Genomic DNA, 25557 nt, shown 5'->3' with positions numbered 1-25557 from the left:
TGAATAGGAAGGTGAACACTTCATTTCAAGTGAGCTTCCTATTCTAAAAGCCTCAAAAAAAATCGGGAAGTAATTTTTTGCTTCATACAAAGGTAAGTAAAGCAGCTCTTCCCTGTGATGATTTGTTATCTTTGGGCTTCAATTTTTACGATTATGCAGCTCTACGATCAAATTCAGGAAGCACTTTCTTATTTGCGTTCAAAAACGGATTTTGAACCCGATTTTGGCATCATTCTCGGTACTGGCCTCAGCGATCTGGCCCAGGAGATCGACCGGGTGGCCGTTTTCTCTTACAAAGACATCCCCCATTTCCCCATTTCCACCGTGGAAAGCCACAAGGGTGAACTGGTCTTTGGCTATCTGGCTGGTCGTAAAGTGGTCGCCATGGCTGGCCGTTTTCACTACTACGAAGGTTACAGCATGCAACAAATCACCTTCCCGGTGCGCGTGATGAAATTTCTGGGCATCCAGCGCCTCTTCATCAGCAATGCGGCGGGGAGTGTCAATCAGCATATTTATGCAGGGGATCTGGTGTTTTTGAAAGACCACATCAACCTGCAAGCCGATAACCCGCTGCGCGGCCACAATGACGAGCGCCTGGGGCCACGTTTTCCCGATATGCTAAATGCTTATGATCGTGCTTTGAATACGCGTGCACTTGAAATTGCCCGCACTCAAGGGGTTGCGGCACACGAAGGCGTGTATTTAGGTTTGCAAGGGCCTAACCTGGAAACGCCTGCTGAATACAATTTTGCCCACATCATGGGCGCCGATGTGGTCGGGATGTCTACTGTGCCAGAGGTATTGGTAGCTCGCCACATGAGTTTGCCAATTTTTGTGGCCAGTGTGGCGACGAATCGTTGTTACCCGATTGAGGACATCCGGGAGACGAGTTTGGAGGATGTGGTAAATGTGGCGAAAGGGGCGGAAAAAAGATTGTCGGGAATTATTAAGGTGTTGTTGACTGAGTTGTAAAGTTTATGCCTCTCTCTCCCACCACCCACGACTAAAGTCATGGGGTGATGAAGTTGGTGGCCTCCCACGGATGAATCCGTGGGTTGGCAGAGGCCTCGGGAATACAGAAATCACTTAGTTTGGGCTGCATCATCAGGTTCGTTCAGCCCCAGACTTATCCCATTTCATCTCTAGTTTGCTTGTGCTCATCGAAAAGCAGCGCGGCTAATGCGACCTGCGACATAGCTTTGGCGTCTATTTCGCATTCAACCGACTGTTATTCACATGAAGACACAACACGCACTCATCCTTTGGGTGGTGGCCACGCTATTGTTTGGCGGGAAGGCCTTTGCCCAAAACTCAAGCGCCCATATCAAGGGCCAGGTACTCAGCAGCAGCGCACAAGCCTTGGAATATGCCAACGTACTGCTGCACAAAGCTTCCGATTCAACGGTCGTCAAACTGGAATACACCCAGGCCGACGGCACTTTCCACATCGCCAACGTAGAACCCGGTCAATACCGCATCGCCGTTTCTTTTGTGGGGTATCCAAACTACCTTTCCCAAATCCACGAATTACAAGCTGGACAAGAATTGAATCTCCCTGCCATCAAATTGCAGGAAGCTCCGGCTGAATTGCAGGGGGTTACGGTAAAAGCACAAAAGCCATTGCTGGAGATTAGACCCGACAAAACGGTGTTCAACGTAGAAGGAAGCATCACCGCCTCGGGCAGCAATGCTTTTGATCTTTTGCGCAAATCACCTGGGGTAGTCATCGACAACAACGACAACATCACCATGCTGGGCCGGGCGGGCATCCGCATTTACATCGATGGTCGGCCTTCACCAATGCAAGGCAACGATCTGGCCCAATTCCTGCGCAGCTTGCAAAGCAACGAAATCGAAGCGATCGAATTGATCACAAACCCTTCGGCCAAATACGACGCGCAGGGCAATGCCGGGATCATCAACATCCGTTTGAAAAAAGACAAAAAACTCGGTGCGAATGGCAACGTCAACCTGGGTTATTCCACCGGAGAAAAAGCCTGGTACAATGGCGGATTCAGTGCCAACTACCGCAACAAAAAAACCAACCTCTTTGGCAGCTACAACTACTCCGACAACGAGTTTTTGAACTACATGACCATGGACCGCAACCAGCTGGGAGCTCGTTTTAATCAAAAAAGCGACATGGGCAATGTGTCCCAAAACCACAACTTCAAATTGGGAGCTGACTGGTTTTTGAACAAACAGGAAACCTTTGGGGTGTTGGCCAGCGGATTCCTGGGCAACAACAGCTACTACTCAGACGGTCGTACCGAAATCAGCCGCCTGGGGCAAAGCAAGCTGGACAGCATCCTGGTGGCAAAAAGCGACAATAGCGGCCAGCGCAACAACCTCAATTTTAACCTCAACTATCGCTTTGACAATGGCAAGGGCAAAACCCTGAACCTGGATGCCGACTACGGTCTATTCCGCAATACGGGCGAGGAATTCCAACCCAACTATTACTACGATGCAGCCGAAAAAGTGAAATTGTCTGAGCGCATTTTCGCCAACTCTACCCCTACCAACATCGACATCTACACTTTCAAAGCGGATTTTGAAAACAAACTTTGGGGTGGCCAGTTGGGCGCCGGGATCAAAGCTTCCTACGTACGCACCGACAACACCTTCGACTTTTTCAACGTGCTGGACAATGTAAAAGTACTTAATATCGACCTGAGCAACCAGTTCATTTACACCGAAAATGTCAATGCTGCTTACGTGTCCTATTCCCGTCAGTTGAAAAAATGGGGCTTCAATGCGGGCTTGCGTGCTGAACAAACCAACTCGGAGGGTGACCTACAAGCCTACAAACCGGTCAACGACGACAACGTGCAACGCCATTACCTCGATTTCTTCCCCTCAGGTGGGGTTACTTACAACCTCAACCAGAAAAACACCTTTGCCCTTAATTACAGCCGCCGCGTGAATCGGCCTTCGTACCAGGATTTAAACCCATTCCAAAACCGCCTGGACGAATTGACTTACGAACAAGGCAACCCATTCCTGAAGCCGGAGTATGCACACAACCTCCAGTTGCGCCATACCTTCAGCTCCCGCTTCAACACCACATTGAGCTATAGCCACACGCAGGATCAAATCACCCGCTTTTTGGACACAGCAGGCACTAAGGCGAACTACATCACCTGGTTGAACCTGGCCAATCAGTACGCCTACAGCGTGGCTTTCAGCGCTCCGATCCAGATCAAAAAATGGTGGAACAGCTTCACCAACATGACGGGCTCGCACGTACGCAATCAGGCCGATTTTGGGGAGGGAAAAATTGTGTCGCTGAATGCATCCACCTTCAACGTGTACAGCCAACAAACCTTCACATTGCCCAAAGGTTGGACCGCCGAAGTATCAGGTTGGTACAATTCACCCAGCCTGTGGGGTGGGACTTTCAAGATGAACGCCATGTGGAGCGTGGACATGGGCATCCAGAAAAAGATCCTGAAGGACAAAGGGAACATCAAACTGGGTGTGAGTGACATCTTCAAGAGCAACAAGTGGACAGGGATCAGCCGCTTTGGGGCCTTGAATCTGGACATCGCCGGAGGTTGGGATAGCCGCCGCCTCAAGTTGAACTTTACCTACAATCTAGGAAATTCTGAAGTGAAAGCGGCACGCCGTCGGAGCACGGGATTGGAGGATGAGCAGCGACGGATTAAATCAGAGTAAGGCAATAACTCCGATTTTCAATAGGAACTAAAATAAAAAAATTAGTAACTATTTAGTGCCCATCCACCTACGGTGGATTTTATATTCAATTTTTTTCACCACAAAGGCGCAAAGACACAAAGACACAAAGACACAACATTTTAGAGCTTAATGTCTTTGTGTCTTTATGCCTTTGTGGTGAAAAATTCCGCCGCAGGCGGCTGCTAAATAGTTACAAAAATTAGCACAAAGAAAAAAATGTCGCTTTGGTGTAAAATATTGTCTTTGTGAACCTAAGGTCTTGCACTCCGCTTGTGCACCCGCAAAGTCCGCAGCACCCCTTTTTGGTCATTGACCAGCGCCGCCAGATAAAGCCCATCTGGCAAACCTGCTACCCGGTAACGCGCACCTTCCTGCGCATCAAATTCGCGCATCTTACGGCCAATCACATTGTACAAAATCACCCGATCCACATTGTCGATGCGGCTGATTTGAAAATAATCGGTGCTAGGGTTAGGAAACAATTGGACGTTTTCCAGGCGGATATCACGAGTACTAGTCGTTACGCTACGGATATTGGCTTCAAAATTCAAAGTAGCAACTACGGTATCTGGTTTAGCCGCAAAAGATAAAATCACCGGAATTTTCCCTGTGCCTGCCGTACCATAAGGCAGGAAGTACATGATCAAATCGGCCTTTTTACCCGGAGGAATCACAAATGGCTCGTTCAATCTCAACTTGGGATCGAGGTTGGAAGAAACAATCTCGTCGTAGCAATTATTGTTGTCGCACACCCGGGTTCCCCACTTGCTGGGCCCAGTCAGCGCCATCCGGCGCCAGATGATTTTAGCTGTATCTTTCGAAGTATTGGTAATCGTGATAGGTACCTGCACATCCAGGAAAGGATCAGTCAGGTCAACAGCAGCATCTTTTTTGGCTGAATTGGTCGAAAAGGTCAAACCACTCGTTTGGGCAAAACAGCCCAGGCTGCAAACAAAAAAGCAAATTAAAAGTAAATTATGTTTCATGGGTTATGGTTTGTTACTGTCTGGATTAAAAATAACTTACTGCAAAAATACAAGTAAAGCTATCAAAGGTCAAGACTTACCCCCAGGTTTAGGAGTAACTTAACACATGACTTGTCCCCAATAGGACAATTACATCGTATATTGTAGTGTGTTTGATACGGGGGATCGTGACAATAACGTACTTCGTAAGCTATTTTTATCGCCAAAGCAAATTTTAACCTAATTCCTATGCACATCGCCATCATCGGCAACGGCATCAGTGGCATTACCGCAGCGCGCACCTTGCGGCAGCTCAGTTCAGATTGCCAGATCACCGTTATCTCCGCCGAGTCTGACTATTTTTTCTCCCGTACGGCGCTGATGTACGTGTACATGGGGCACCTGCGCTGGAAGGACATCCAGCCTTATGAGGATTGGTTTTGGGAAAAAAATCGAATACAGCTTAAAAAAGCCAAAATACAGTCCATCGATACCCAGGCAAAAATCTTGCACAGCGACAGTGGTGAACAATTCAGCTACGATAAATTGATCATTGCCTCCGGCTCCCAGCCCAACAAATTTGGCTGGCCAGGGCAGGATTTGCATGGTGTGCATGGTTTATACAGCAAGCAAGATCTGGAGGCAATGGAAAAAGGAAGCGTCGGCTTGCAACGCGCGGTCATTGTAGGAGGCGGGCTGATCGGCATTGAAATGGCTGAAATGTTCCACTCCCGCCACATTCCGGTGACCTTTCTGGTGCGGGAGTCTAGTTTTTGGAATGCGACCCTCCCCGCCGAAGAATCGGACATGATCAACCGGCACATCCGGGAGCAGGGCATCGACTTGCGTTTGAATACAGAATTAAAAGAAATCATCGACGATGGCACGGGCAAAGTTGGAGCGGTCATCACGAGTACGGGTGAACGCATCTCCTGCGGCTACGTCGGCCTCACCGCCGGAGTCAGTCCCAACATTGGCTTTTTACAAGGGAGTGGCATTGCTACCCAGCGGGGAATACTCATAGACGCCTACTTACAAACCAGCGCCTCCGATGTGTACGCCATTGGCGACTGCGCTGAATTGCAGCAACCCGACCCCGGTCGCCGCGCCATCGAGCCCGTTTGGTACACCGGAAGGATGATGGGTGAAAATGTGGCCCACAATATTTTGGGCAAAAAAACGGCCTATCAGCCCGGCATCTGGTTCAATTCCGCCAAGTTTTTTGACATCGAATACCAGGTCTATGGCCATGTCCCAGCGCAGTTAAAGGCAGGTGAAGCGAGTTTGTATTGGGAGCACCCGGATGGCAAAAAGAGCATCCGCATTGTGCATGATCAAGCAAGCAATGCCGTGTTGGGCTTCAATCTCATGGGTATTCGTTACCGTCAGGAGGTTTGTGAGCGTTGGATTCAGGGCAAAACGCTACTTGAAACCGTTTTGCAAGACCTTTCGTTGGCCAACTTCGACCCCGAATTTTTTCCTGAATACGAAGCCGCATTATTGGAAAAATACCGCGCCGAAACCGGCAGAAGTATTCAACGCCGCGCCAAACGTAGCCTCCGTTCTGTCCTTCAATTCCTAAAATCAAGCCAAGCCTAATCCATGGAACCAAATTTGTCGATCATCAATCAAAGCGCCCATTACGGGTTGAATCTGGGGCAGAAACTGGGCTCTATCCTGGCTGGGCTGGGTATGTTGCTGCTGAGTCTTGGCCTCTTTGGGGTACAATTCCCTTTTTCATTTGGTTTCCTGGTTTTGTCCTTGGTACTGACAAGTGGGGGAATTTTAACCTACGCTTGGTACACCTATACCGGACATACTGCGGGCATCAAAAACAACGGGGTTTGGTTTAATTCCCTATCCAATCGAGGCTTCTGGGGTATGCTCAGTGCGGTGCTCATCACGGGTTTTTACGTGTTCCTTTACTTTATGCCACAATACCTGGGGCAGGGGCAAAACGGTGCAGCCAATTCGGGGCTTATCGCTTTTTTTGACCCCTTGAGCCAATTCCTGAAAAAGCAACCAGCCAGCCAGTGGTTTGTCTACGGTGTTTTGTACACCCTAAGCATCCTGGCGATGGGCATCAAATTCATCTGGAAATACCGCCACAACCGCTACCAGGTTTTGCGGACCTGCTCGGTAATGTTTTTCCAAACGGGCATTGCTTTTTTGCTCCCGGAATTCATGCAGCGACTCAATCAGCCCTACTACGACTTCAAAAACATGTGGCCACTGGACTATGATTTTTTTGAAAAGGGGCAAATGGATTATTTGCTCAATTCCGGTGGTGTGGGTCTGTTTATGATCGTTTTTGGCGTAGCCATGATCTTCATCATATCTCCTGTGCTGACCTATTTTTATGGCAAACGTTGGTATTGCTCCTGGGTTTGTGGCTGCGGGGGCCTGGCCGAAACGGTGGGCGATCCTTTCCGGCAACTGAGTGACAAATCATTGCGAGCCTGGAAAATCGAACGCTGGATGGTCTATAGCGTTTTGGTTTTTGTGGTGATCATGACGGTGGCGGTGCTCTTCGCCATTTTTCACGAAAACCCGGCGGGATATTACGTCACGCGGGATTTGTTTTTGGTGCTGGTTCTGGCCATTTTTGCGGGGTTAGGGCTGATCCTGTGGCTGCGCTCAAAGTACGTGCAGCAAATCCCCCGCTCGGTCAAAATCACCGCCAGCAGCATTTTTACCCTGATCATTGTATTGACCACTCTGGCTTATTTCACCAATAACCCGAACGTATTTTTCATCCCTGCCGATTGGCTCAAGGCCTGGTATGGCTTCTTCATCGGGGCGATTTTTTCCGGGGTGATTGGCGTAGGATTTTACCCATTGATGGGCAGCAGGGTTTGGTGCCGTTTTGGTTGCCCGATGGCGGCGATTTTGGGCTTGCAACAAAAGTTTTTCAGCCGTTTCCGCATCACCACCAATGGCGGCCAATGTATTTCTTGCGGCAATTGCTCCACCTACTGCGAAATGGGCATTGATGTGCGGGCCTACGCGCAAAAGGGGCAGGACATTGTGCGGGCTTCTTGTGTGGGTTGTGGCATTTGTGCAGCGGTATGCCCCCGCGGAGTGCTGAGGCTGGAGAATAGCGCGATTGATGTGCATACCAGGGCAGAAGCGGTGCGGGTGATCCGGTTGGATGTTGAAAAAGGGGCAACACTTTAGTCAAATTACGTTTATAGGTTCTTCAGCGTAGCAACTGAATCAAACCGGCAGATTGGTTCGTTGGAGCATCCTTGTCCAGGTTTTTAAAACGGTAACGAACGCGGTAGGCATAGATGCCATTGGGTGCATTTTGCCCCCGAAACTGACCATCCCAGGGTTCACTGATTTCTTGACTTCGAAAAACCATACCTCCCCAGCGGTCAAAAACAAGTACTTCGTAGTCCAGCAATTCACAAGGAGACACTGGGCCCCAGGTGTCGTTGTGTTGGTCCCGATTGGGTGAAAAAATATTGGGGATATACAGGTTACAGTTGCAAAGCGTAGGTTTTTCCAGCAATTCAATGCTGTCGCGGAGGGTGCAGCCACCCAATTTGGTTTCGACCCAGTACAGCCCGGGGTCTTGCACCACAATTTTGGCGGTAGTCTCACCCGTACTCCATTGATAGGTATCAAATTTTGGGGAAGCATCCAAAGTCCTGCTTTCCAATTCACAATAGGTGGTATCTCTACCCAATTGAACAGTCGGGCAGACCAATGAAAAATCATCCACAAAAACCCAGGCTTCTCCGGCACATTCTACAATCACCGTGAGATAGGCGGCCCGAATGGGTGGCTTGAACTGAAACTGGCGGCGGGTCCAATCGTTGTTGAGTTCAAATACCGTATGCAACAACTCCCCATGTGAATTGGGGCTACTGGCTACCCCAATGGACAAACGCGCCGGGCCATTCACAATTCGCCCAAGTTTGAAGTGGAATTGCAAGGTGTAGGTTTGGCCGGGTTCCAAGGGCTCCGACAATTGTAAGCCGATGGCGTCGGTAATCCCCGCGATCGCCGTCAACGCCACGAAGGTATTTCCTCGATAGGCTGGCCCATAGTTGCAACTTGCATTGAGAATGTCTAGTTCATTTTTTTCGCCAAAACCTACCACATTGAGCATCTGGGCCGTAAATGCCGAATTGCTGAGGTTGTACCCACAGGTGTTGCCTGCGCCTTCAAAACTGCCGTTGAGGATACGTTGAGCCATGCCGTAGTGGGGCAAAGCCAGGGCAATGGCAAGGAGGAGGAGGGCCAATCGCTTCATGGTGTGGTGCTTGTGATCTTGGGGGAAGGTACGGGAAGTTTGGGGAATTGTTGGGGGGAAAAATGGTCACTGTCTGGTCCTAAAATCACTTTACACATAAAGGCTTGTCCTAAAATGGGTTTACATTGCTTGTGTTGCTAACACATTCAACCATCCTTTTGCTTCAAACAATTGCTGAACATCAGTATACAGTTGTTTAGTATCGAAATCGCTGATTTTGCGCTTGGTCAAATCTTGCAGGCTTTGTATGTAGGTATTGGCCATTAAAGTGAGGACTTCGGCTTCGGAGTATGCTTCGACCAATTCAAAAGGTAGTTTTTTCTGAATGAAGACTTCCTTTTTGGCTTTGTAGTACCGCATCATTTCGCCGTGACGAGTGTTAGTAGGGCGAATAGCTACAAAGATATAGGCAATTTCGTGAACGCCTGTGCCGTAGGAACGCAGTGAAATATTCTGGTTGAGGGCTTCGCGGATTGTATTGAGATTTAAACGTACGACTTTGTCACTCACTTCATGCCATACAATGGCGGTGAAGTAGAAATCTTTAGTATCCTGTGGATTTGGTTCTTGCATGATTTTCCTATCAGTTATTGATCAACTTTGTTCCCAGGGGGTCGCTTCAACGGTTTAGATCAAATTGAGTTAGCTAAAAAGCTTAACCTGAGTGAGCCGGTAATCAGTTCCGCATTAAATGGGAAAAATGAAAAATCCTTTCAACGTATTGTTGACCTGCTGATGCGTGAATACAATTTTACGCATGAGGACATTTATCAGCAGAGTATTACTTTGACACAAATGATTCAAGAAGGATTGGGAAGGATAGAGACCAGGCTTGATGAAATGCAGGAAATGATTAGGAGATTGGATGAGCGATTGAAGTAGGTTAAAGAAGGTGAGTTGTTAGGGTCAAAAAGTAATAAATTGCAGTATATGTTTATTCAAAAAATTAATGCCATTAAGATATGAACCAATTTCCGCAAAGACCTGATCAACATGTACTAGATTCTAAGGCTTCAAAGTACTTGAAGGCTAAACTACCGGATGAATGGATTTCTGACCCAATAAGCAGCGATTATGGAATTGATTATTCTGTGAATATTGTAAATAAAGGAAATGTGCTCGGGCCGAACTTTTCAATCCAGTTAAAAGGGAAACAGGATATTTCAGGAAAAGTAAAGGCAACAACACAATTGAAAAAATCTACTTTAAACTATTGGAACAATCGCTTTGAGCCAATATTGGTGGTTATTTATTGCGATACTGATAAATAGGCTTATTACAGATGGTTCGATAAAAATGAATTTGATTTAACTTCTTCACAATCAGAATTCACGTTCAATATTGACAAATCTAATGATTTAGACATGATAGATTGGTACCATATTAAGCAAGAAATACTGGAATTATTTACCTTAAAACATAGATTATACCACTTATATAGTGCTTCATTATCAAGGCTCAACAATCTTGAGTTTGAACATATTTGGTCTGTGTATATTAGCGGAAAATTTGAAGACACCATCGAATACTGCAAGACTAAAATAAAAGAAGAAGAAAATATTTTATGGCATGCCATCATTTCTCACGCTTACTATATTACTTATCAATATAAAATTGGATTATTTCATGTTCAAAAGGCATTGTCAATGATTCATTTAGAATCTAATGAATCTATAAAGAAAGAACTTTACCCTGACCTTAAAATGAAGCATGCCTCAATTCTAGCAGAGTTAGGAAGAACAAGCGGAAATGAATTTTACCTTTTTGAAGCTTTTAATATCTGGATAGCCTTGATAGAAACTGAGCAAAGAATAGATAGCAGTTTATTTTATAACTTTGCAAACACATGCCTGCTTCTGAATAAGCTTGATCTAGCTGAAGTATATTTTTTAAGAGCATTAAACTTTGATAAGAATAATCCGCAGGCATGGACCAACCTTGCTGATGTTTATGGTTTAATAGGAAATTTCAAAAAAGAGTTAGACTGTTATAAGAAAGCGATCCAAATTGATCAATCGCTCAAGAACGCCTTAATCGGCGAAGGGATAGCTCTTTATCATCTTAAGGAGTATAAAAAGTCTTTGAAAATTCTATTAGAGTTAAAAGAATATGAAAAAGACTGGAGAATTAATTATAGTGATTACTACTATTATTTGTCTGAAGTCTATGATAAGCTATGCCAACCAGATAAATCCATTGAAGTGGCGGAAGAGGGTTTATTTTATGATCCTGGAAACATAAAAATTATCAACAAACTTTGTGAACTGTATTCTTCTCGGTGGGAATCCAGCGAAATCATTAAAGGGAAGGCTAAAAAACTCTATTTGATGAGGTTACAAGTATGTACCGACGATTTAAGGACAATTGGAGAATTAGTCAATATAAAAATAAGTGACGGGTTCTCCGTTAAAGAAATAGCAGAATTTGTAAAATCTCATATTTCAATTGAACATGAAATGACTGATGAAGATATTGTTACAGCTCTCACAAAAAAACGATCAAATTGAGCGGTTAAACCTCATAAATTTCCCTAATGCCTACTTGAATGATGTTCAACTCATCACCTATAATTCGCTTTCCCCTCACACCACACTCCCCTCCAATCTTTCCACCATTTCTTCCATCTTCTTCTTCGGCAAGCGCGGATTACAACGCTCCAGCCTCCTAATCAGCGCAATCGCCAATTGGGGTGTACAAATCTGTTGTTCTACGAGTTGATTGATGACCCAGAGGGAGCCAAAAACGGTGAGGCCATTGTCCTGGGCTTCTTTGCGGAGGTCGCCATCCCCACTGAGCAGGGGACATTGGCGCTGGACGGCGAGAAAAAGAACCGACTTATCGGTGAGGCGTTTGAGGTTGCGGCGGGTGCGGAAGCGGAGGATATTGAGCATCTCCTCGCCGCTGAATTCGATGATTTCGACCCGTTCGGGTGTCAGGCAGCGCTCCAATGTGGCTTTTTGATCGGGGTGGTTGATTTCATTCACCACAAAGCCTGTTGTCAGGATGTGGTAATCCAGTTGCATGAAGTACTCCAGCGCACCCGCTTTGATGAGGTCGATGAAGACGTTGGTGTCGGTGATGATGAGGTCCTTCATGCCAGTTGTTCCAATTTGTCCCGAAATTCGCCCAAATTCATTTCAGCCAGATGGGCGGCATGATTGATCGAAATGACCTCCTGGCCAATGGCCCGATAGAGCAGTTGGATGAAGCGCCGGGGGCGCTCACGACCACTGAAATCACCCGGCTCGTCGCGGTGGTAACCTTTGACTCGGTAATTGGTATTCAGCCGTCGATACGTATTGGCGTTGATGATCCCCAGGTGGAGCGCACGTGGAAATAGCGCCGCAATGGAAATGCCCCAGCGCTCTTTGATCAACTCCAGTTCCTGCAAGAAAAAATGAAAACGCTCCTGTGCCATTTCGCCCCGGGCCATTTCCGCAGGGTAAAGCACTGCCGAGGCAAAGGTATGGCAAAGCCGTTCTACGTCCTTTTCTTCCAGTCGCGTATCAAAAGTCAGGCTGTGGTGTGCCAGTTCGTGCAGGGCGGTGAAGCGTTTGCGCACCGCGTTGTGTTTTTTGTTGAGCACAATGATGCGATGCCCTTGCACCAGGGCTTTGAGCCCGTCAAAAGCATCGTCGGCATCCACTTCGAGCACTTTGAAGCCCTTGTCTTCCAGCATTTCGATCACACTGGGGATGGGGTCATAGCCCAGGTTCCATTGTTTGCGCAGGGCTTCGGCGGCGGCTTCAGCATCAGTGCCATTGCGAACGGCCAATTCGTAGTGGAAATCGTGACTTTGAACGGGCAATTGCAACAAGTGTTCCAATTCCAGATATCTTTCCAAAAAAGCGCGGGCCTTTTCGATAACCGCTACTTCGGCAGTTTTACTCAATCGGGATATTTTTTTGCGAAACTCAATGCCCTTCAGCTCAACCTTCACTTCTGGTTCCGAAAAAAAGAAATCAACCGTAACACTCAAGGCATTGGCCAAAAGAATCAATACGGCACTACCCGGCATCATTTCCCCTTTTTCATACTTGTTGAGGGCTTGCCGGGTCACGGCATTCTCCATTTTGTTCGCCAGGTCCTGTAGCGACAATCCCGCCATTTTTCGGGCGTTGGTGAGCCGTTGTCCAAATAAATTTTCCATCTTAATACTCCTTTCCCAGTTTGAGATAAATTTGTGGTGGTTTTACAAACTGGGTTTTGGTTGACAAATTTACAAAATAATTTGTTTTTGTCAACCAAAACAGGAAAGTATTTTTGGCGCCTTACTCTTTTCCCGTCAGCCCATACTGCTTCAGCACATCCTCCGGCACGCCCAACCAGGTATTCGGCTGATTACCCACATAACCCAAATCTTGAAAGCCCATTTCCGTGGTATAAAACCCGGTCATGGTCAAATCGCGCATGAGGTTGAAGAAGGATACCCCTTGTTTCATGGCGGGTTTGGCTTGCTCTGGGTAGGCGATATCGTCTACGATTTGGATGCGTTCGGTGGCAGTGCAAGCCACAAATTTTTTGCCAAAACGTTTCATCGCCTGGTTGTCGATCCACATCAGGCCACCGCGTAAGGGCGTTTGTTGGTAGGGCATGTCCTTGGCGATGAACTCGATAAAGGCCGGTACTCCCGCTTGGGATGCACTGCCCGAGGTTGCATCCGCGGGCAGAATGATGTCACAAATGACCGTAATGGTGGCCATTTCGTGCGGCGTGAAGAAGGTTTCCGCCATCAGTTTGGCGTCGCGTTCTACCTCCTCCGGGGTACGCCCGGGAGCCGCCTTCTTTTTTTTCTTATTCCCCGCTTCCAGTTCTGCATCCTGGGTTGGACTGGCATTGATCCCGGTGGCCGCCGTAGCTACACCCACTGAAGTCAAAGCGATATTTTTGAGCAAATCTCTTCTTTTCATTGGATCAAATTTTATTGGCCTTCACCTGTTCAATAATGTATTCAGAAGTGCGCATCGAGGAAGCCAGGATCGTCCAGGTTACGTTTTTGTCACCTTGTGATACGAAAGGTGCGGCATCCACCACAAAGAGGTTTTTCACGTCGTGCGCTTGTTGCCACTCATTGAGGGCCGACTTGTTGGGGTCTTTGCCCATGCGTACGGTGCCGATCTCGTGAATGATTTGCCCAGGTTTGGCCAGTCCGTAATCATTCTCCGGACCTGGTTTTCTGCCTTGCGGAATACCCCCCATTTCAACGATGAGTTGTTCAAAGGTATCCTGCATGTGTTTCGCCTGCTTGATCTCGTGATCCGACCATTTGTAATGGAAACGCAGCACGGGGATGCCATACTTGTCCACCTTGTCGGGATCGATCTCGCAGTAATTGCTCTCGAGGGGGATGGGTTCGCCGCGACCAGCCATGTTGATGTAGGCACCAAAGAAACGGCGGGCATCTTCCTTGAGGCGGGAACCATAGCCACCGGCCGGTTTGGTCGATCCATCCGCGTAAGGGTACTTACCATTGGAGTTTTGCATGCCCATGCCGAAGCCATAGCCAGGCATATTCATACCCCCACCGTATTCGATGTGGTAACCACGGGCAAAGTCCAGTTTATTGTTGTTGAGCCACCAGGGCGTATACACGTGCATGCCGCCAACGCCGTCTTCGTTGTAGCGCTTGCGGTCCATCAAGGCGGGAATAAAGCCCGAGCGGCTGGCACCAGTTGAGTCATTCAGGTATTTACCAATCACTCCACTGCTGTTGGCCAAACCCTGAGGGAAACGCCCACTTTTGGAGTTGAGCAACAAACGAGCCGATTCGCAAGCTGAAGCAGCAAGCACCACCACTTTGGCTTTGACGCTGACTTCCTCACGGGTGAGGGTATCTACGTAGGAAACCCCGGTAGCCAAACCTGTTTGGGCATCGGTGAGCACTTCGCGCACCATGGCCCCGTTGACCAAGGTAAGATTACCTGTTTTTAGGGCAGGAATGACCAAGACTGAGGAAGATGAAAAATCGGCGTATACCGCACAACCCCGGTTGCACTGGTGGCAATTGAAACAAACCCCACGTTCGTCGTTGATCTTTTGGGTGAGGATCGACAAGCGGGAAGGAAAGACCGGAATCCCGATGTTTTTGCCCGCTTTTTTGATCATCAACTCATGCAAGCGTGGCTTGGGAGGCGGAAGGAAGATCCCATCGGGTTCGTTGGGAAAGTTTTCCACCGATCCAAACACCCCGATTAGTTTATCCACGCGATCGTAATAGGGCTTGAGGTCGTCGTAGCCAATGGGCCAGTCGTCGCCAATGCCGGAGATCGAGCCACGGCGGAAGTCGTCGGGCCCAAAACGTAGGGAAATGCGGCCCCAGTGGTTGGTACGGCCACCCAACATCCGGGAGCGGAACCAGTGGAACTCGGTGCCCGCCACAGCAGTGTAGGGTTCCCCTTCAATTTGCCAACCACCCCAGGCAGCGTCGAAATCACCAAACGCACGGGTAGTGCCTGCACCACGGCGGGGCGACTCCCAGGGGTATTTGAGCTGGGTAATGTATTTGGGGTCGGCAGGGTCGTAATAACCACCTGCTTCTAAAAGGCATACCTTCGCGCCCGCCTTGGCGAGCATGTACGCGGCCATGCCACCTCCGGCACCGGAGCCAACGATGACGACGTCGTAGGTTTTGGGTTCTTCTTTGATCTGCATGAATTGTATGGGTTGTGGGGCAAAAATAAGTGCTCAAGAAAAATGAGCACTTATTTTTTATCGCCCCTTAGTTAGCTGCAACAGGTACAATGCGGTTGATCATCCCGGGTTGTTCGGTAGCAATATAGATGTAGCCATCCGGGCTCATTTCTACGTTGCGCAAGCGGCCCATTTTTTGCAAAAGGATTTCTTCTTTCTGGAACTTGCCGTCTTTGAGAACAACACGGCTCAGGTATTGGAAGCGCAGGGAACCCAACAAAAGGTTACCTTTCCAGGCTGGATAACGGTCACCTTTAACGAAAGTCATCCCGCTCGGACCGATGGAGGGCGTCCATTGGTGGATGGGTTGTTCCATACCTGCCTGGGCAGTTTTGGGCGTCATGATGGTGCCATCGTAATTGATGCCATAGGAAATGGTCGGCCAGCCGTAATCGGCGCCTTTTTTGATCATATTGATTTCGTCACCACCGCGGGGGCCGTGCTCATGGGCCCAGATTTGGCCAGTGCTTGGGTCCATACACAAACCTTGTGGATTGCGGTGACCATAGGAATAAACGGAGGCAGTTTTGCCAGCCTGGCCTACAAAGGGGTTGTCGGCAGGAATGGAGCCATCGTCCTTGATGCGGTGGATTTTGCCTCCCCCAGCATCCAGTTGCTGCGAGGTTTTGTAGTGGTTGCCCCGGTCGCCTACGCTGAAATACAGGTAGCCATCGCGGCCAAATTCCAAGCGGCTACCGTAGTGGTGGCGGGTGCTGAAATAAGGCTGGGCGTCGAAGATCATTTTTTCATCCAGCAATTTTGTTCCCTCCAAACGGGCGCGGGAAATGGCGGTGCTGGTCAATACCTTATCACCTTCTTTTTTACCGATGGAATAAGAGAGGTAGATCAGGTTATTTTGGGCAAATTGCGGGTGGAGCTCCACATCCAGCAAGCCGCCCTGGCCTTCCGCTACCACTGCTGGTACACCACTGATGGGTTGTAGGTCGCCAGCGGCGCTGCGGCGGTACATTTTGCCATTGCGGTCGGTGATGAGCATGTCGCCACCGGGCAAAAAGGCCATGCCCCAGGGGGAATCCAGCCCTTCGGCTACTCTTTCGATTTGAAATTTCATGCCCTCCGAAGTGAAGGTTTCACCGGGCCGGGGATGGGTCACTTTGGTCACATCGAACTTGCCCATGTTGGCAATGTTCTGGAGGATGTAGTCGGCCATGCCCTCAATTTCTTTCTTCTTGAGGGTTTTACCGAAGGATGGCATGCCATTGTCGGCCCAACCATTGGTGATGGTGGTGATGAGTTCAGCGCGCGAGTTGCCGTGTTTCCAACGGCGGTCTACGAAGGTTTGGGCAGATGCACCGTGGCAGGAAGAGCACAATTCATTAAAAATTTGCTCGGGACTGCGTTTTTGTTGGGTGATCTTGTCGGTTTGATTAGAATCAACATAGGCCAGGCCCAGGGCCAGGAGCACTAGTGTCGTAAAGGAGAAATACTTGGTCATTGCGAATACTTTTGGGTGCAGCCACGAATATAAAGAATTGTGTTGGCCAAAAGGGCTTTGGGCAAATAAAATTGCCGAATAACGGGTGAGAGGGGCGAATGGTTTTTGACGATGGAGAGGGGTAGATTGGTAGGTTTGCGTTTTTTTTATGCGACAGCAAAAAGTTATCTTTTATTGAGTTACGAATTCAGAATACATGAGTCGCGAGTTTTGAAGTGAGCTACCGCAGCGATTTAGACGCAATCCAGACCTAAGTCGTTGCGGTAGCCCCACTTCAAAACTCATAAGTCATGTATTCTTAACTCTTCACTCAAAAGAGACTTACACCAAAATCATTAGGGATTAATTCAATTACCAGATAATCACCCTTCCACCAGCGTCCCAATATTTTCTCCCTTCACGATCCGCATCAAATTCTGGTCATCACCAATGTCAAAAACGATGATGGGCAGGTTGTTTTCCTGGCAGAGGGTAAAAGCGGTCATGTCCATGACTCCGAGGCCGAGGCTGATGACTTTGGCGTAGGTGAGGGTATCAAATTTGGTGGCAGTGGGGTCTTTTTCGGGGTCGGCGCTGTAGATGCCGTCTACCCGGGTGCCTTTGAGGATGACGTCGGCGTTGATTTCGTTGGCGCGGAGAGCGGCTGCCGAGTCGGTGGTGAAGTAGGGGCTGCCGGTGCCCGCAGAGAAAATCACCACCCGGCCTTTTTCAAGGTGGCGAATGGCGCGGCGGCGGATGTAGGGTTCCGCAATTTGTTTCATCTCGATCGCCGAGATCAGGCGGGTATAAATGCCCGAACCTTCGAGGGCGCTTTGCAGAGCCATGCCGTTGATGACGGTGGCCATCATACCCATGTAATCGCCTTGAACGCGCTCGATTCCTGATTTGCTAGCAGATAAACCCCGGAAAATATTCCCACCTCCGATGACTACGGCGATCTGTACGCCAATGTCGATGAGGCCTTTGATTTGATCGGCGTAGTGCATCAACATCTTGGCATCGATGCCGAATTGTTGATCACCCATTAGTGATTCTCCACTGAGTTTAAGCAGGATACGTTTGTATTTGAGCTGCATGCGCCAAAGCTGATTTTTAATTCAAAATCGAAGATAGTAGTTTTAGTGAAAAACACCTAATGGCATTCTTTCGCTAAAATCAAAATGAGTATAAATGAAAAAGGCGAACCGGAAAGTTTTCCGATTCGCCTTTCTGGATTAACCCAGTTTCACGTGTTTGAAGCCCGTGGCGACCAAGTCTTTATCGATGGACTTGAGGTAAGCGCCGATGGTCAGTTTGTTGTCCTTCACGAAATCCTGGTTGACCAAGGTATTTTCTTTGTAGAACTTGTTCAAACGGCCCAAAGCGATTTTTTCAAGCATTTCTTCTGGTTTGCCTTCGTTGCGCGCCAGTTCTTTACCGATTTCAATTTCTTTTTCAACTACACTTGCATCAACATCGTCCTTGTCCAGGGCGACTGGGTGCATGGCAGCAACCTGCATGGCTACGTCGCGGCCAGCATCGTAGAAATTGTCTGCAGATTTGTTCAAACCTACGAGAACACCCGCTTTGTTGCCCATGTGGATGTAAGGACAAACCATGGCTGCTTCCAGGCGTTGGTATACTAGGTCAAGTTTTTCACCAATTACGCCGACCTGCTCGGTTACTTTTTCACCAATGGTAATGTCTTCGAAAGGCAAAGCCAACAGTGCTTCCTGGCTTTCTGGAAACGCTGCCAGAGCGAGTTCCGCAAAACTACGGGTCAGTGCGACGAAATCTTCGTTTTTGGCAACGAAGTCAGTTTCACAACTCAGTTTGACGATGACCCCACGGGTTTTGTCTGCTGATACAAGTGCCAGCACACAACCTTCGGTAGTCTCGCGATCGGCACGCTTCAGGGACAATTTTTGTCCTTTTTTGCGCAGCAAATCGATCGCTGTATCGAAATTCCCTTCAGCTTCGACCAACGCGTTTTTGCAATCAGACATACCGGCACCGGTCATGTCACGCAACTTCTTAACGTCAGCAGCAGAGATGGTAACGCTCATGGTAAGTGTTGATTTATATGTTGATGAATGGTTGGAATGGGAGCTGTTGGCAATGAGCCTTCAGCTTTCAGGGGCAATCTCATCAGCAGTCAGTTTTCGGCGCAGGATCTGGCTGAAAACTGACTGCTGATAGCCGATTGCTATCTTACTGCTTCCTTCTCCGCTTTCACGGCTTTGCGCTCTTCCAAACCTTGGCGGATGGCTTCTACCATATAATCAGTGATGATTTTTACGGATTTAGAAGCGTCATCGTTGCCAGGGATAGCGTAGTCCACCTGATTTGGGTCAGAGTTGGTGTCTACGATACCGAAAGTGCGGATACCCAATTTGTGGGCTTCAGCAATTGCGATGTGCTCGTGAGAGATGTCTACTACGAAAATAGCAGCAGGCAGGCGGTTCAGGTTAGCGATACCACCCAGTACTTTGTCCAGTTTGTCGCGTTCACGCGTCAAAGTCAGGCGTTCTTTTTTGGTTACGCTGGTGAGCGTACCATCAGCAAGCATGCGGTCGATGGTTTGCATCTTCTTCACCGAACGGCGAATGGTTGCAAAGTTGGTCATCATACCACCCAGCCAACGGTCGGCGATGAAGGGCATCCCTACCGTCTTTGCTGCTTCAGAAACGATGTCGCGAGCCTGTTTTTTGGTCGCAACAAACATGATTTTTTTACCACTTTTGGCCATTTGGCGCATCGCATTAGCGGCGCGATCCAAGGCATCAAGCGTGCGGTTCAGGTCGATGATGTGAATGCCCTTGCGCTCCATGAAGATGTATGGAGACATTTTAGGGTTCCACTTCTTTTTTAAGTGACCGAAGTGAACGCCAGCATCCAAAAGTTCTTTATAAGTAGGCTTGTCCATTATTCCGGATTGAAAAATTAGAAAGAAAACTTTTCCACAAATACAAGTTCCATTAACGCTTGGAGAACTGGAAGCTCTTGCGCGCCTTTGGCTTACCGTATTTCTTACGTTCAACCTCGCGGGCGTCACGGGTAAGGAACTTACGGTCTTTCAATGGCTTGCGGAAGTCTTCGTTCAATTGAATCAGGGCGCGGGAAATGGCCATACGCACTGCTTCAGCTTGGCCTTTAAAGCCGCCGCCAGAAACGTTTACTTTGATATCGTACAGGTTGACTACTGCTACTTCTTGCAGTGGTGCCACAACGGCAATTTGTACGTGAGTTTGTGGGAAGTACTCTTTATAGTCACGACCATTTACCTCGATCTTGCCTTCACCTTTTTTCAGGTAAACACGAGCTACAGATGACTTTCTCCTCCCGGTGGCATTAATTTGTTCAGTCGTCATGTTGACTTGATGTTCCCACGGCTAAGCCATGGGTTGTGTTTACTTCTTAAAATTCAATTCAATCGGCTGTTGAGCTTCGTGTGGATGATTGGCACTTTCGTACACAAACAATTTTTTCACCATCGCACGACCCAAGCGGTTCTTAGGCAACATACCTTTGATGCCACGCTCTACCAAATAGATGGGTTTGCGCGCCAACAGGTCTTTTGCTACCATGCGCTTCTGACCACCCTGGAATCCGGAGTAAGTCTGGTATTCTTTCTGGTTCAACTTATTGCCGGTAAAGCGTACTTTGCCTGCATTAACGATGATCACATAGTCACCCGCATCAAAGTGTGGGGTGTAAGAAGGTTTATTCTTGCCACGCAAAATGTGCGCCACCTGGGAGAACAAACGTCCAGCAACCTCGCCTTCCGCGTCGATCACATACCACTTGCGCTCTACAGTTGCCTTATTCGCATGAACCGTTCTATAACTTAACGTATCCACTTGACGATGTTTTTGTAAAGTCAATTAAAATTCAGTTTTTCAATGCTTTCTAGCTCAGCTGGCATCACGCCTCCCCTTAAAGCGGTGCAAATGTAAAGTGCTTTTTTTCTTCTTCCAAGCTTTTTTCAAAAAAAAATTCCAAGATTAAATTCATAAATGCCTGAAAAACAGTAAAAATTTTGAACACTAATTTTATTTACCTCCAACCAACCCTCTGTACGGTAATTGATTCTTTATCCAATTGAATTGCGCAATTCACAAGAATAGAGTAATTTTGCAGCCCTATGGAGAAGAAAACCACCATTTTACCAGTTTTGGCGTTGTTGTTGATGAGCATTTTGTGGCTAAATGGCTGCAAAAGTGAGTTTGAACAAATTCGCACCAGTGGCGATGTGAAAAAGATTTATGCCAAAGCTCTGGAATATTATCAGGCGGAAGAGTGGCAAAAGTCCCAAACCCTATTGGAGATGATCATCCCCAACGTGCGTGGAACAAAAGAGGCAGAGGACGTGTTTTACAAATACGCTTACACCTTTTACAATTTGCGGAGCTACACATCGGCTTCGTACCACTTCAAAACTTTCGCCAATACTTATGGTGCCAGCCCATTGCGCGAAGAAGCAGAGTTTATGTCTGCCTACGCGCAATACCAGGAGTCCCCTACTTTTCGTTTGGACCAGGGCAACACCAATCAGGCGATCGAAGAGTTTGAATTTTTTGTCAATACCTATCCAGACAGCAAACGGGTGGCGGAGTGCAACACGCTCATCGACCGCTTGCGCCTGAAACTGGAGATCAAGGCATTTGAAGAAGGAAAATTGTACTTCAATTTGCGCTACTACCAATCGGCAGTAAGCTCTTTTGAAAACCTGCTGAAGGATTTTCCAGAAACCAAAAATGCCCAGGAAGTGCGTTTAATGATCCTGCGTTCGTACTACGATCTGGCGCTCAACAGTATTCTGGACAAAAGGGAAGAGCGATTTAAGGAATGCCGCCGTTTGTCGGCTGAGTTCCTGGAGCGTTACCCCAAGTCTGAAAACTTGAAAGAAGTACAAAACATCCAGGATAATTCCAATAAACAGTTAAAATTATTGACCAATGTCCGATATCAAAACCAAAGTGCAAGGTCTGGATCCTAACGTGCGTGCCCGCAACATGGACGCAATGGCCCGCAAATCGGCTAACGTATACGAATCACTGGCCATCATCACCAAGCGTGCCCGGCAACTGAGCGTAGACCTCAAGCACGAGTTGCACAACAAGTTGGAGGAGTTTGCGGTGAATTCGGATACCATCGAGGAAATCAGCGAAAACAAGGAGCAGATCGAAATCTCCAAGTTTTACGAGCGTTTGCCGAATCCGGCCATCATTGCTACCGAGGAATTCCTCAGCAACGAAATTGCTTTCCGTTATGTAGAGCGGAAGAAGCGCCCTCAAGAGTGATAAGTGATGAATGATGAGTGATGAATCGGGAGATTTGAATGCCAAGCAAAGATCCATCACTTATCATTTATCACTCATAATTAAAGATCGTGTTGCAAGGCAAAAAAATCATCCTCGGCATCTCCGGTAGTATTGCTGCCTACAAATCCGCCTTTCTCACGCGCCTACTGATCAAAGCCGGAGCCGAGGTCCAGGTGTTGATGACACCCTCCGCCCAGGATTTTATAACCCCACTTACCCTTTCCACCCTCTCCAAACGTCCGGTATACAGCGAAGTCAGTTCTGAAACGGGTTGGAACAACCACGTAGAGCTGGGCCTATGGGCCGATGCGATGCTGATTGCGCCAGTAACTGCGACTACTTTGGCGAAATTGGCCAATGGGCTTTGTGACAATATTCTGGTGGCGGCCTATCTGTCGGCTCGTTGCCCGGTCTTTTTTGCACCAGCCATGGATTTGGACATGTGGCATCATCCTGCCACCCGGCACAACGTAGAGCGTTTGATCAGCTATGGCAACCAACTCATTCCAGTAGGCGTTGGAGAATTGGCTAGTGGCCTTTCGGGCGAAGGGCGGATGGCTGAACCTGAGGATATTGTGGCCTACCTGGAGCGTTTTTTTGCCCAAAAACAGGATCTGGCGGGTAAAAAAATCCTGCTTACCGCTGGCCCTACCTACGAGCCCATTGACCCGGTACGTTTTATTGGCAATCGTTCATCCGGCAAAATGGGCATCGCCCTCGCCGATGCGGCAGCTCGCCGTGGTGCAGAAGTTACCCTGATATTGGGGCCATCCAAATTGACCCCACAAGAAAAAGCGGTGAAACTGATCAAGGTTGAAACCGCTCAGGAAATGCATGACGCTGCGGTGCAATTGTTCCCTCAAATGAACGCAGCTATCCTGGCTGCCGCCGTAGCCGATTATCGCCCAAAAACGGTAGCTACGGAAAAAATCAAGAAAAAAGGGGAAGAGCTGCAATTGGACCTGATCAAAAACCCCGATATCGCCGCCGATTTGGGCAAAATGAAACAGGCAGGTCAGTTGCTGATTGGCTTCGCCCTGGAAACCAATGATGAAGAAAGTAATGCTCAGGGCAAGCTGGAAAAAAAGAATTTCGATTGCATTGTCCTGAATTCATTACGCGATGCCGGAGCCGGCTTTAACCACGATACCAACAAAATCAGCATCTTGTTCAGAAACAATAAGAAACGCGATTTTGAGTTAAAGTCAAAGAATGCGGTTGCGGAGGATATTCTGCAAGCAATGATCGATTTATTCAATGTTTAATAGCTGCTGCTATGAGAAATTTTTTCATGCCCTTTGTATTGGTTTTTGTTGGTTTGAGCATGATTCAAGCCCAGGAATTGAATTTTACCACCAAAGTGAACATCCAACGTTTGCTTACGGCTGATCCAGCGGTATTCAATGGTTTGGAACAGTCGCTGAGAGAATTTGTCAACAGCAGCAAGTGGACCGAAGACGATTTTCGTCAGGAAGAGCGCATCAAAGGCAATATTTTGTTGACCATCACCGGTGAAGCCACCGACGACAGCCAAAGACCCATCCCCAACGTGTACACTGCGGAATTGGCCATTCAGGCCTCACGCCCGATTTACGGCACCAACAATGAAACCACTCTTTTCAATTACATCGACCGCGAGGTAACTTTTAAATACGAACAGTTTCAACCCTTGCAATTCAGCAAGTCGGTATTCAACGATAACCTTTCGCAGGTGGTGGCTTTTTACATCCACATCATTCTGGGTATGGATTATGATTCCTTTTCTTTGAACGGCGGCTCGGATTATTTTCAGGCTGCCCAACAAATTGTGAATGTGGCACAGAGTGCTTCTGCGGTAAAAGGGCGGGGTTGGAGCTCTATTGAAGGCAACAACCGCAACCGTTTTTGGATCAGCGAAAACTGGTCTTCGCCCCGGATGAAGCCGATGCGGGAGTTGCAATACGCTTACCACCGCTTGGGGTTGGATCAAATGTCGCAAGATCCCGCTAGAGGCCGTTCGATCATTTCCCAGACCCTGGAAAACGCGCGTAAATCTTTTGATACTTACCCGAATACGATCCTGATGCAATTGTTCCTCAGCTCAAAATCAAAGGAGATTACCGAAATTTTCAAAGTGGGTTCGCCCGCTGAAAAAGATAAGGTAGCGGACATCATGTCGCGGATCGATCCAACCAATGCGAATAATTATCGGCAATTGCGGCAGTAATTGTGTTTCATTTTTTGAACTAAGCTAAAATAAAAAGACCTGTCCCGGTGAACCCGAACAGGCCGAACGTAAAGTTCTCTCTTAATACATTGTATGAGGGTAGATGCCTGCCGAAGCTACATCTTAGTAGAATTAAATGCTACTCATTTTACGCTTCACTGCCTCAACCATCTTCTGCTGATCCTGGAGCTTTCTCTGGGTATCCATCTGATCTTTCTCATTTTGAGAAATGTTGGATTTCGCTTTTGCGATCCGTTCTTCCGCCTGTTTGATTTCCTGGTGGTAACGGGTATTCGCATTTTTTAAGGTGCGCAACTCGCTTTCCATTTTTTTCAGGTTCTTCTCTTCGTTCACCAGTTCGAGACGGGTTTGTTCGCGGCGTACTTCGCGGGCAAAATCAGTCAATACATCTTTGGCAGCACGGTTGCGTTGCAGATTGGTCGCATTGATGCTGCGTTGCTGCGAAAAGCCACCAACTTCCATTTCAACATAGTTGTTTTCGCGGAAGGTAATTTCAAAATTGACGTCCTTGCCCGATTGGCGGCTGGCGTACTCCAGATTGGTTTCGCCATAAGATTTAATCTGCGCCTGATCAGCCAAGTGTTGTTTGGTCTTACGGTCATAGCGCACTTTGCTGCGCAGTTGAGTACGGGCAAAAGAAGACCACACCCGCTTCACCAGTTTTTCATCTACATTGGGTAGATTGATGCGCAAAGTATTGGATTGAGCTATATCATAATCTTCAGGGATATCGATTCCCTTCGGGGTTAAACTAGACTGGGGGGTGATATCCTGACCCTGCATAGGGATGAAATTGGCAAAGGAACAGATTGCACAAAGCAGCGCAATTTTTTTCATAGCAATGATGGGTTGGATGAAATAATCAATTGTTTTTTTATACTTATTTGACGCAAACCCGGGGGTGGGGTCACGAAGATAAAATGTACTTTTGTCCTCTAAACAGGGATGTACAT

24 protein-coding genes are annotated in these 25557 nt (G+C 47.8%); 10 read left to right on the top strand and 14 right to left on the bottom strand.

The genetic code is table 11. From position 1 onward, the window contains the following. Positions 1 to 153: 153 nt before the first annotated feature. Together ACO08K_RS16270 and ACO08K_RS16265 are read left to right on the top strand one after the other, a co-directional pair. Positions 154 to 975, top strand: a complete 822-nt coding sequence (locus ACO08K_RS16270) for a purine-nucleoside phosphorylase (protein WP_421797464.1) — start codon at positions 154 to 156, stop codon at positions 973 to 975. Between the two features lie 264 nt (positions 976 to 1239). Beyond that, positions 1240 to 3681, top strand: coding sequence for a TonB-dependent receptor domain-containing protein (locus ACO08K_RS16265; RefSeq protein WP_421797463.1), 2442 nt, complete (start codon positions 1240 to 1242; stop codon positions 3679 to 3681). A 272-nt stretch (positions 3682 to 3953) separates the two neighbouring features. Here the strand turns inward: ACO08K_RS16265 and ACO08K_RS16260 are convergent, their stop codons facing one another. Beyond that, the gene (locus ACO08K_RS16260; RefSeq protein WP_421797462.1) at positions 3954 to 4688 is read right to left on the bottom strand and encodes a T9SS type A sorting domain-containing protein; all 735 of its coding nucleotides are present in this window, start codon (positions 4686 to 4688) and stop codon (positions 3954 to 3956) included. Positions 4689 to 4916: 228 nt separating this feature from the next. Between ACO08K_RS16260 and ACO08K_RS16255 the strand changes: the two genes are divergently transcribed. Further along, the gene (locus ACO08K_RS16255) at positions 4917 to 6266 is read left to right on the top strand and encodes an NAD(P)/FAD-dependent oxidoreductase (protein ID WP_421797461.1); all 1350 of its coding nucleotides are present in this window, start codon (positions 4917 to 4919) and stop codon (positions 6264 to 6266) included. 3 nt (positions 6267 to 6269) lie between these two features. Further along, positions 6270 to 7844 (top strand): 4Fe-4S dicluster domain-containing protein, encoded by a 1575-nt coding sequence (locus ACO08K_RS16250; protein WP_421797460.1) that lies wholly within the window; start codon positions 6270 to 6272, stop codon positions 7842 to 7844. 22 nt (positions 7845 to 7866) lie between these two features. Here the strand turns inward: ACO08K_RS16250 and ACO08K_RS16245 are convergent, their stop codons facing one another. Together ACO08K_RS16245 and ACO08K_RS16240 are read right to left on the bottom strand one after the other, a co-directional pair. After that, entirely contained in the window at positions 7867 to 8928 is a 1062-nt protein-coding gene (locus tag ACO08K_RS16245) for a gliding motility-associated C-terminal domain-containing protein (protein ID WP_421797459.1), read from the bottom strand. 120 nt (positions 8929 to 9048) lie between these two features. Continuing rightward, positions 9049 to 9501, bottom strand: coding sequence for an Imm44 family immunity protein (locus ACO08K_RS16240; protein ID WP_421797458.1), 453 nt, complete (start codon positions 9499 to 9501; stop codon positions 9049 to 9051). A gap of 389 nt (positions 9502 to 9890) precedes the next feature. Between ACO08K_RS16240 and ACO08K_RS16235 the strand changes: the two genes are divergently transcribed. Further along, a complete protein-coding gene (locus tag ACO08K_RS16235; RefSeq protein WP_421797457.1) occupies positions 9891 to 10199 on the top strand; it encodes a DUF4365 domain-containing protein in 309 nt (102 codons plus the stop codon). A gap of 93 nt (positions 10200 to 10292) precedes the next feature. Then, the gene (locus ACO08K_RS16230) at positions 10293 to 11435 is read left to right on the top strand and encodes a tetratricopeptide repeat protein (protein WP_421797456.1); all 1143 of its coding nucleotides are present in this window, start codon (positions 10293 to 10295) and stop codon (positions 11433 to 11435) included. Between the two features lie 75 nt (positions 11436 to 11510). Here the strand turns inward: ACO08K_RS16230 and ACO08K_RS16225 are convergent, their stop codons facing one another. The 10 genes from ACO08K_RS16225 to rplM all read right to left on the bottom strand — a co-directional run bounded on the left by ACO08K_RS16225 (position 11511) and on the right by rplM (position 20913). Next, complete coding sequence (locus ACO08K_RS16225) at positions 11511 to 12023, bottom strand: hypothetical protein (RefSeq protein ID WP_421797455.1); 513 nt, start codon at positions 12021 to 12023, stop codon at positions 11511 to 11513. Beyond that, entirely contained in the window at positions 12020 to 13078 is a 1059-nt protein-coding gene (locus ACO08K_RS16220; protein WP_421797454.1) for a helix-turn-helix domain-containing protein, read from the bottom strand. Before ACO08K_RS16220 ends, ACO08K_RS16225 begins: the two co-directional genes overlap by 4 nt. Before the next feature lie 121 nt (positions 13079 to 13199). Continuing rightward, the gene (locus ACO08K_RS16215; protein WP_421797453.1) at positions 13200 to 13838 is read right to left on the bottom strand and encodes a gluconate 2-dehydrogenase subunit 3 family protein; all 639 of its coding nucleotides are present in this window, start codon (positions 13836 to 13838) and stop codon (positions 13200 to 13202) included. Positions 13839 to 13842: 4 nt separating this feature from the next. After that, the gene (locus ACO08K_RS16210) at positions 13843 to 15579 is read right to left on the bottom strand and encodes a GMC oxidoreductase (protein WP_421797452.1); all 1737 of its coding nucleotides are present in this window, start codon (positions 15577 to 15579) and stop codon (positions 13843 to 13845) included. 67 nt (positions 15580 to 15646) lie between these two features. Then, a complete protein-coding gene (locus ACO08K_RS16205; RefSeq protein WP_421797451.1) occupies positions 15647 to 17074 on the bottom strand; it encodes a PQQ-dependent sugar dehydrogenase in 1428 nt (475 codons plus the stop codon). A 362-nt stretch (positions 17075 to 17436) separates the two neighbouring features. Then, complete coding sequence (gene pyrH / locus ACO08K_RS16200; RefSeq protein WP_421797450.1) at positions 17437 to 18150, bottom strand: UMP kinase; 714 nt, start codon at positions 18148 to 18150, stop codon at positions 17437 to 17439. Between the two features lie 138 nt (positions 18151 to 18288). Continuing rightward, the gene (tsf, locus tag ACO08K_RS16195; RefSeq protein WP_421797449.1) at positions 18289 to 19119 is read right to left on the bottom strand and encodes a translation elongation factor Ts; all 831 of its coding nucleotides are present in this window, start codon (positions 19117 to 19119) and stop codon (positions 18289 to 18291) included. A gap of 140 nt (positions 19120 to 19259) precedes the next feature. After that, on the bottom strand, positions 19260 to 19979 hold the full coding sequence (rpsB, locus tag ACO08K_RS16190) for a 30S ribosomal protein S2 (RefSeq protein WP_421797448.1): 720 nt from the start codon (positions 19977 to 19979) through the stop codon (positions 19260 to 19262). A gap of 52 nt (positions 19980 to 20031) precedes the next feature. After that, the gene (gene rpsI, locus ACO08K_RS16185; RefSeq protein WP_421797447.1) at positions 20032 to 20424 is read right to left on the bottom strand and encodes a 30S ribosomal protein S9; all 393 of its coding nucleotides are present in this window, start codon (positions 20422 to 20424) and stop codon (positions 20032 to 20034) included. A gap of 39 nt (positions 20425 to 20463) precedes the next feature. Further along, positions 20464 to 20913 (bottom strand): 50S ribosomal protein L13, encoded by a 450-nt coding sequence (rplM, locus tag ACO08K_RS16180; RefSeq protein WP_421797446.1) that lies wholly within the window; start codon positions 20911 to 20913, stop codon positions 20464 to 20466. 284 nt (positions 20914 to 21197) lie between these two features. Between rplM and ACO08K_RS16175 the strand changes: the two genes are divergently transcribed. From ACO08K_RS16175 to ACO08K_RS16160, 4 genes are all read left to right on the top strand, one after another. Beyond that, entirely contained in the window at positions 21198 to 22052 is an 855-nt protein-coding gene (locus tag ACO08K_RS16175) for an outer membrane protein assembly factor BamD (protein WP_421797445.1), read from the top strand. Beyond that, positions 22012 to 22356 (top strand): DNA-directed RNA polymerase subunit omega, encoded by a 345-nt coding sequence (locus tag ACO08K_RS16170; RefSeq protein WP_421797444.1) that lies wholly within the window; start codon positions 22012 to 22014, stop codon positions 22354 to 22356. The genes ACO08K_RS16175 and ACO08K_RS16170 overlap by 41 nt, the downstream gene beginning before the upstream one ends. An 89-nt stretch (positions 22357 to 22445) precedes the next feature. After that, positions 22446 to 23642, top strand: a complete 1197-nt coding sequence (coaBC, locus tag ACO08K_RS16165; protein WP_421797443.1) for a bifunctional phosphopantothenoylcysteine decarboxylase/phosphopantothenate--cysteine ligase CoaBC — start codon at positions 22446 to 22448, stop codon at positions 23640 to 23642. An 11-nt stretch (positions 23643 to 23653) separates the two neighbouring features. Further along, on the top strand, positions 23654 to 24583 hold the full coding sequence (locus tag ACO08K_RS16160) for a DUF4835 family protein (RefSeq protein WP_421797442.1): 930 nt from the start codon (positions 23654 to 23656) through the stop codon (positions 24581 to 24583). Between the two features lie 132 nt (positions 24584 to 24715). On the opposite strand, the gene ACO08K_RS16155 is transcribed toward ACO08K_RS16160, so the two are convergent. Then, entirely contained in the window at positions 24716 to 25441 is a 726-nt protein-coding gene (locus ACO08K_RS16155) for a hypothetical protein (protein WP_421797441.1), read from the bottom strand. Positions 25442 to 25557 lie beyond the last annotated feature (116 nt).

This window comes from Haliscomenobacter sp. (genome assembly GCF_965225875.1).
Lineage (GTDB): Bacteria > Bacteroidota > Bacteroidia > Chitinophagales > Saprospiraceae > Haliscomenobacter.
This window is presented reverse-complemented; position numbering and strand designations above follow the sequence as displayed.

What these genes read in the sequence shown, in the direction of transcription:
- pyrH (WP_421797450.1), bottom strand. Translation starts at nt 18,150, where the DNA reads ATGCAGCTCAAATACAAACGTATCCTGCTTAAACTCAGTGGAGAATCA.
- ACO08K_RS16160 (WP_421797442.1), top strand. Translation starts at nt 23,654, where the DNA reads ATGAGAAATTTTTTCATGCCCTTTGTATTGGTTTTTGTTGGTTTGAGC.
- ACO08K_RS16205 (WP_421797451.1), bottom strand. Translation starts at nt 17,074, where the DNA reads ATGACCAAGTATTTCTCCTTTACGACACTAGTGCTCCTGGCCCTGGGC.
- ACO08K_RS16215 (WP_421797453.1), bottom strand. Translation starts at nt 13,838, where the DNA reads ATGAAAAGAAGAGATTTGCTCAAAAATATCGCTTTGACTTCAGTGGGT.
- ACO08K_RS16220 (WP_421797454.1), bottom strand. Translation starts at nt 13,078, where the DNA reads ATGGAAAATTTATTTGGACAACGGCTCACCAACGCCCGAAAAATGGCG.
- ACO08K_RS16225 (WP_421797455.1), bottom strand. Translation starts at nt 12,023, where the DNA reads ATGAAGGACCTCATCATCACCGACACCAACGTCTTCATCGACCTCATC.
- ACO08K_RS16240 (WP_421797458.1), bottom strand. Translation starts at nt 9,501, where the DNA reads ATGCAAGAACCAAATCCACAGGATACTAAAGATTTCTACTTCACCGCC.
- ACO08K_RS16230 (WP_421797456.1), top strand. Translation starts at nt 10,293, where the DNA reads ATGATAGATTGGTACCATATTAAGCAAGAAATACTGGAATTATTTACC.
- tsf (WP_421797449.1), bottom strand. Translation starts at nt 19,119, where the DNA reads ATGAGCGTTACCATCTCTGCTGCTGACGTTAAGAAGTTGCGTGACATG.
- ACO08K_RS16270 (WP_421797464.1), top strand. Translation starts at nt 154, where the DNA reads ATGCAGCTCTACGATCAAATTCAGGAAGCACTTTCTTATTTGCGTTCA.
- ACO08K_RS16235 (WP_421797457.1), top strand. Translation starts at nt 9,891, where the DNA reads ATGAACCAATTTCCGCAAAGACCTGATCAACATGTACTAGATTCTAAG.
- ACO08K_RS16250 (WP_421797460.1), top strand. Translation starts at nt 6,270, where the DNA reads ATGGAACCAAATTTGTCGATCATCAATCAAAGCGCCCATTACGGGTTG.
- ACO08K_RS16175 (WP_421797445.1), top strand. Translation starts at nt 21,198, where the DNA reads ATGGAGAAGAAAACCACCATTTTACCAGTTTTGGCGTTGTTGTTGATG.
- ACO08K_RS16245 (WP_421797459.1), bottom strand. Translation starts at nt 8,928, where the DNA reads ATGAAGCGATTGGCCCTCCTCCTCCTTGCCATTGCCCTGGCTTTGCCC.
- ACO08K_RS16260 (WP_421797462.1), bottom strand. Translation starts at nt 4,688, where the DNA reads ATGAAACATAATTTACTTTTAATTTGCTTTTTTGTTTGCAGCCTGGGC.
- rpsI (WP_421797447.1), bottom strand. Translation starts at nt 20,424, where the DNA reads ATGACGACTGAACAAATTAATGCCACCGGGAGGAGAAAGTCATCTGTA.
- ACO08K_RS16170 (WP_421797444.1), top strand. Translation starts at nt 22,012, where the DNA reads ATGTCCGATATCAAAACCAAAGTGCAAGGTCTGGATCCTAACGTGCGT.
- ACO08K_RS16155 (WP_421797441.1), bottom strand. Translation starts at nt 25,441, where the DNA reads ATGAAAAAAATTGCGCTGCTTTGTGCAATCTGTTCCTTTGCCAATTTC.
- rpsB (WP_421797448.1), bottom strand. Translation starts at nt 19,979, where the DNA reads ATGGACAAGCCTACTTATAAAGAACTTTTGGATGCTGGCGTTCACTTC.
- ACO08K_RS16255 (WP_421797461.1), top strand. Translation starts at nt 4,917, where the DNA reads ATGCACATCGCCATCATCGGCAACGGCATCAGTGGCATTACCGCAGCG.
- ACO08K_RS16210 (WP_421797452.1), bottom strand. Translation starts at nt 15,579, where the DNA reads ATGCAGATCAAAGAAGAACCCAAAACCTACGACGTCGTCATCGTTGGC.
- ACO08K_RS16265 (WP_421797463.1), top strand. Translation starts at nt 1,240, where the DNA reads ATGAAGACACAACACGCACTCATCCTTTGGGTGGTGGCCACGCTATTG.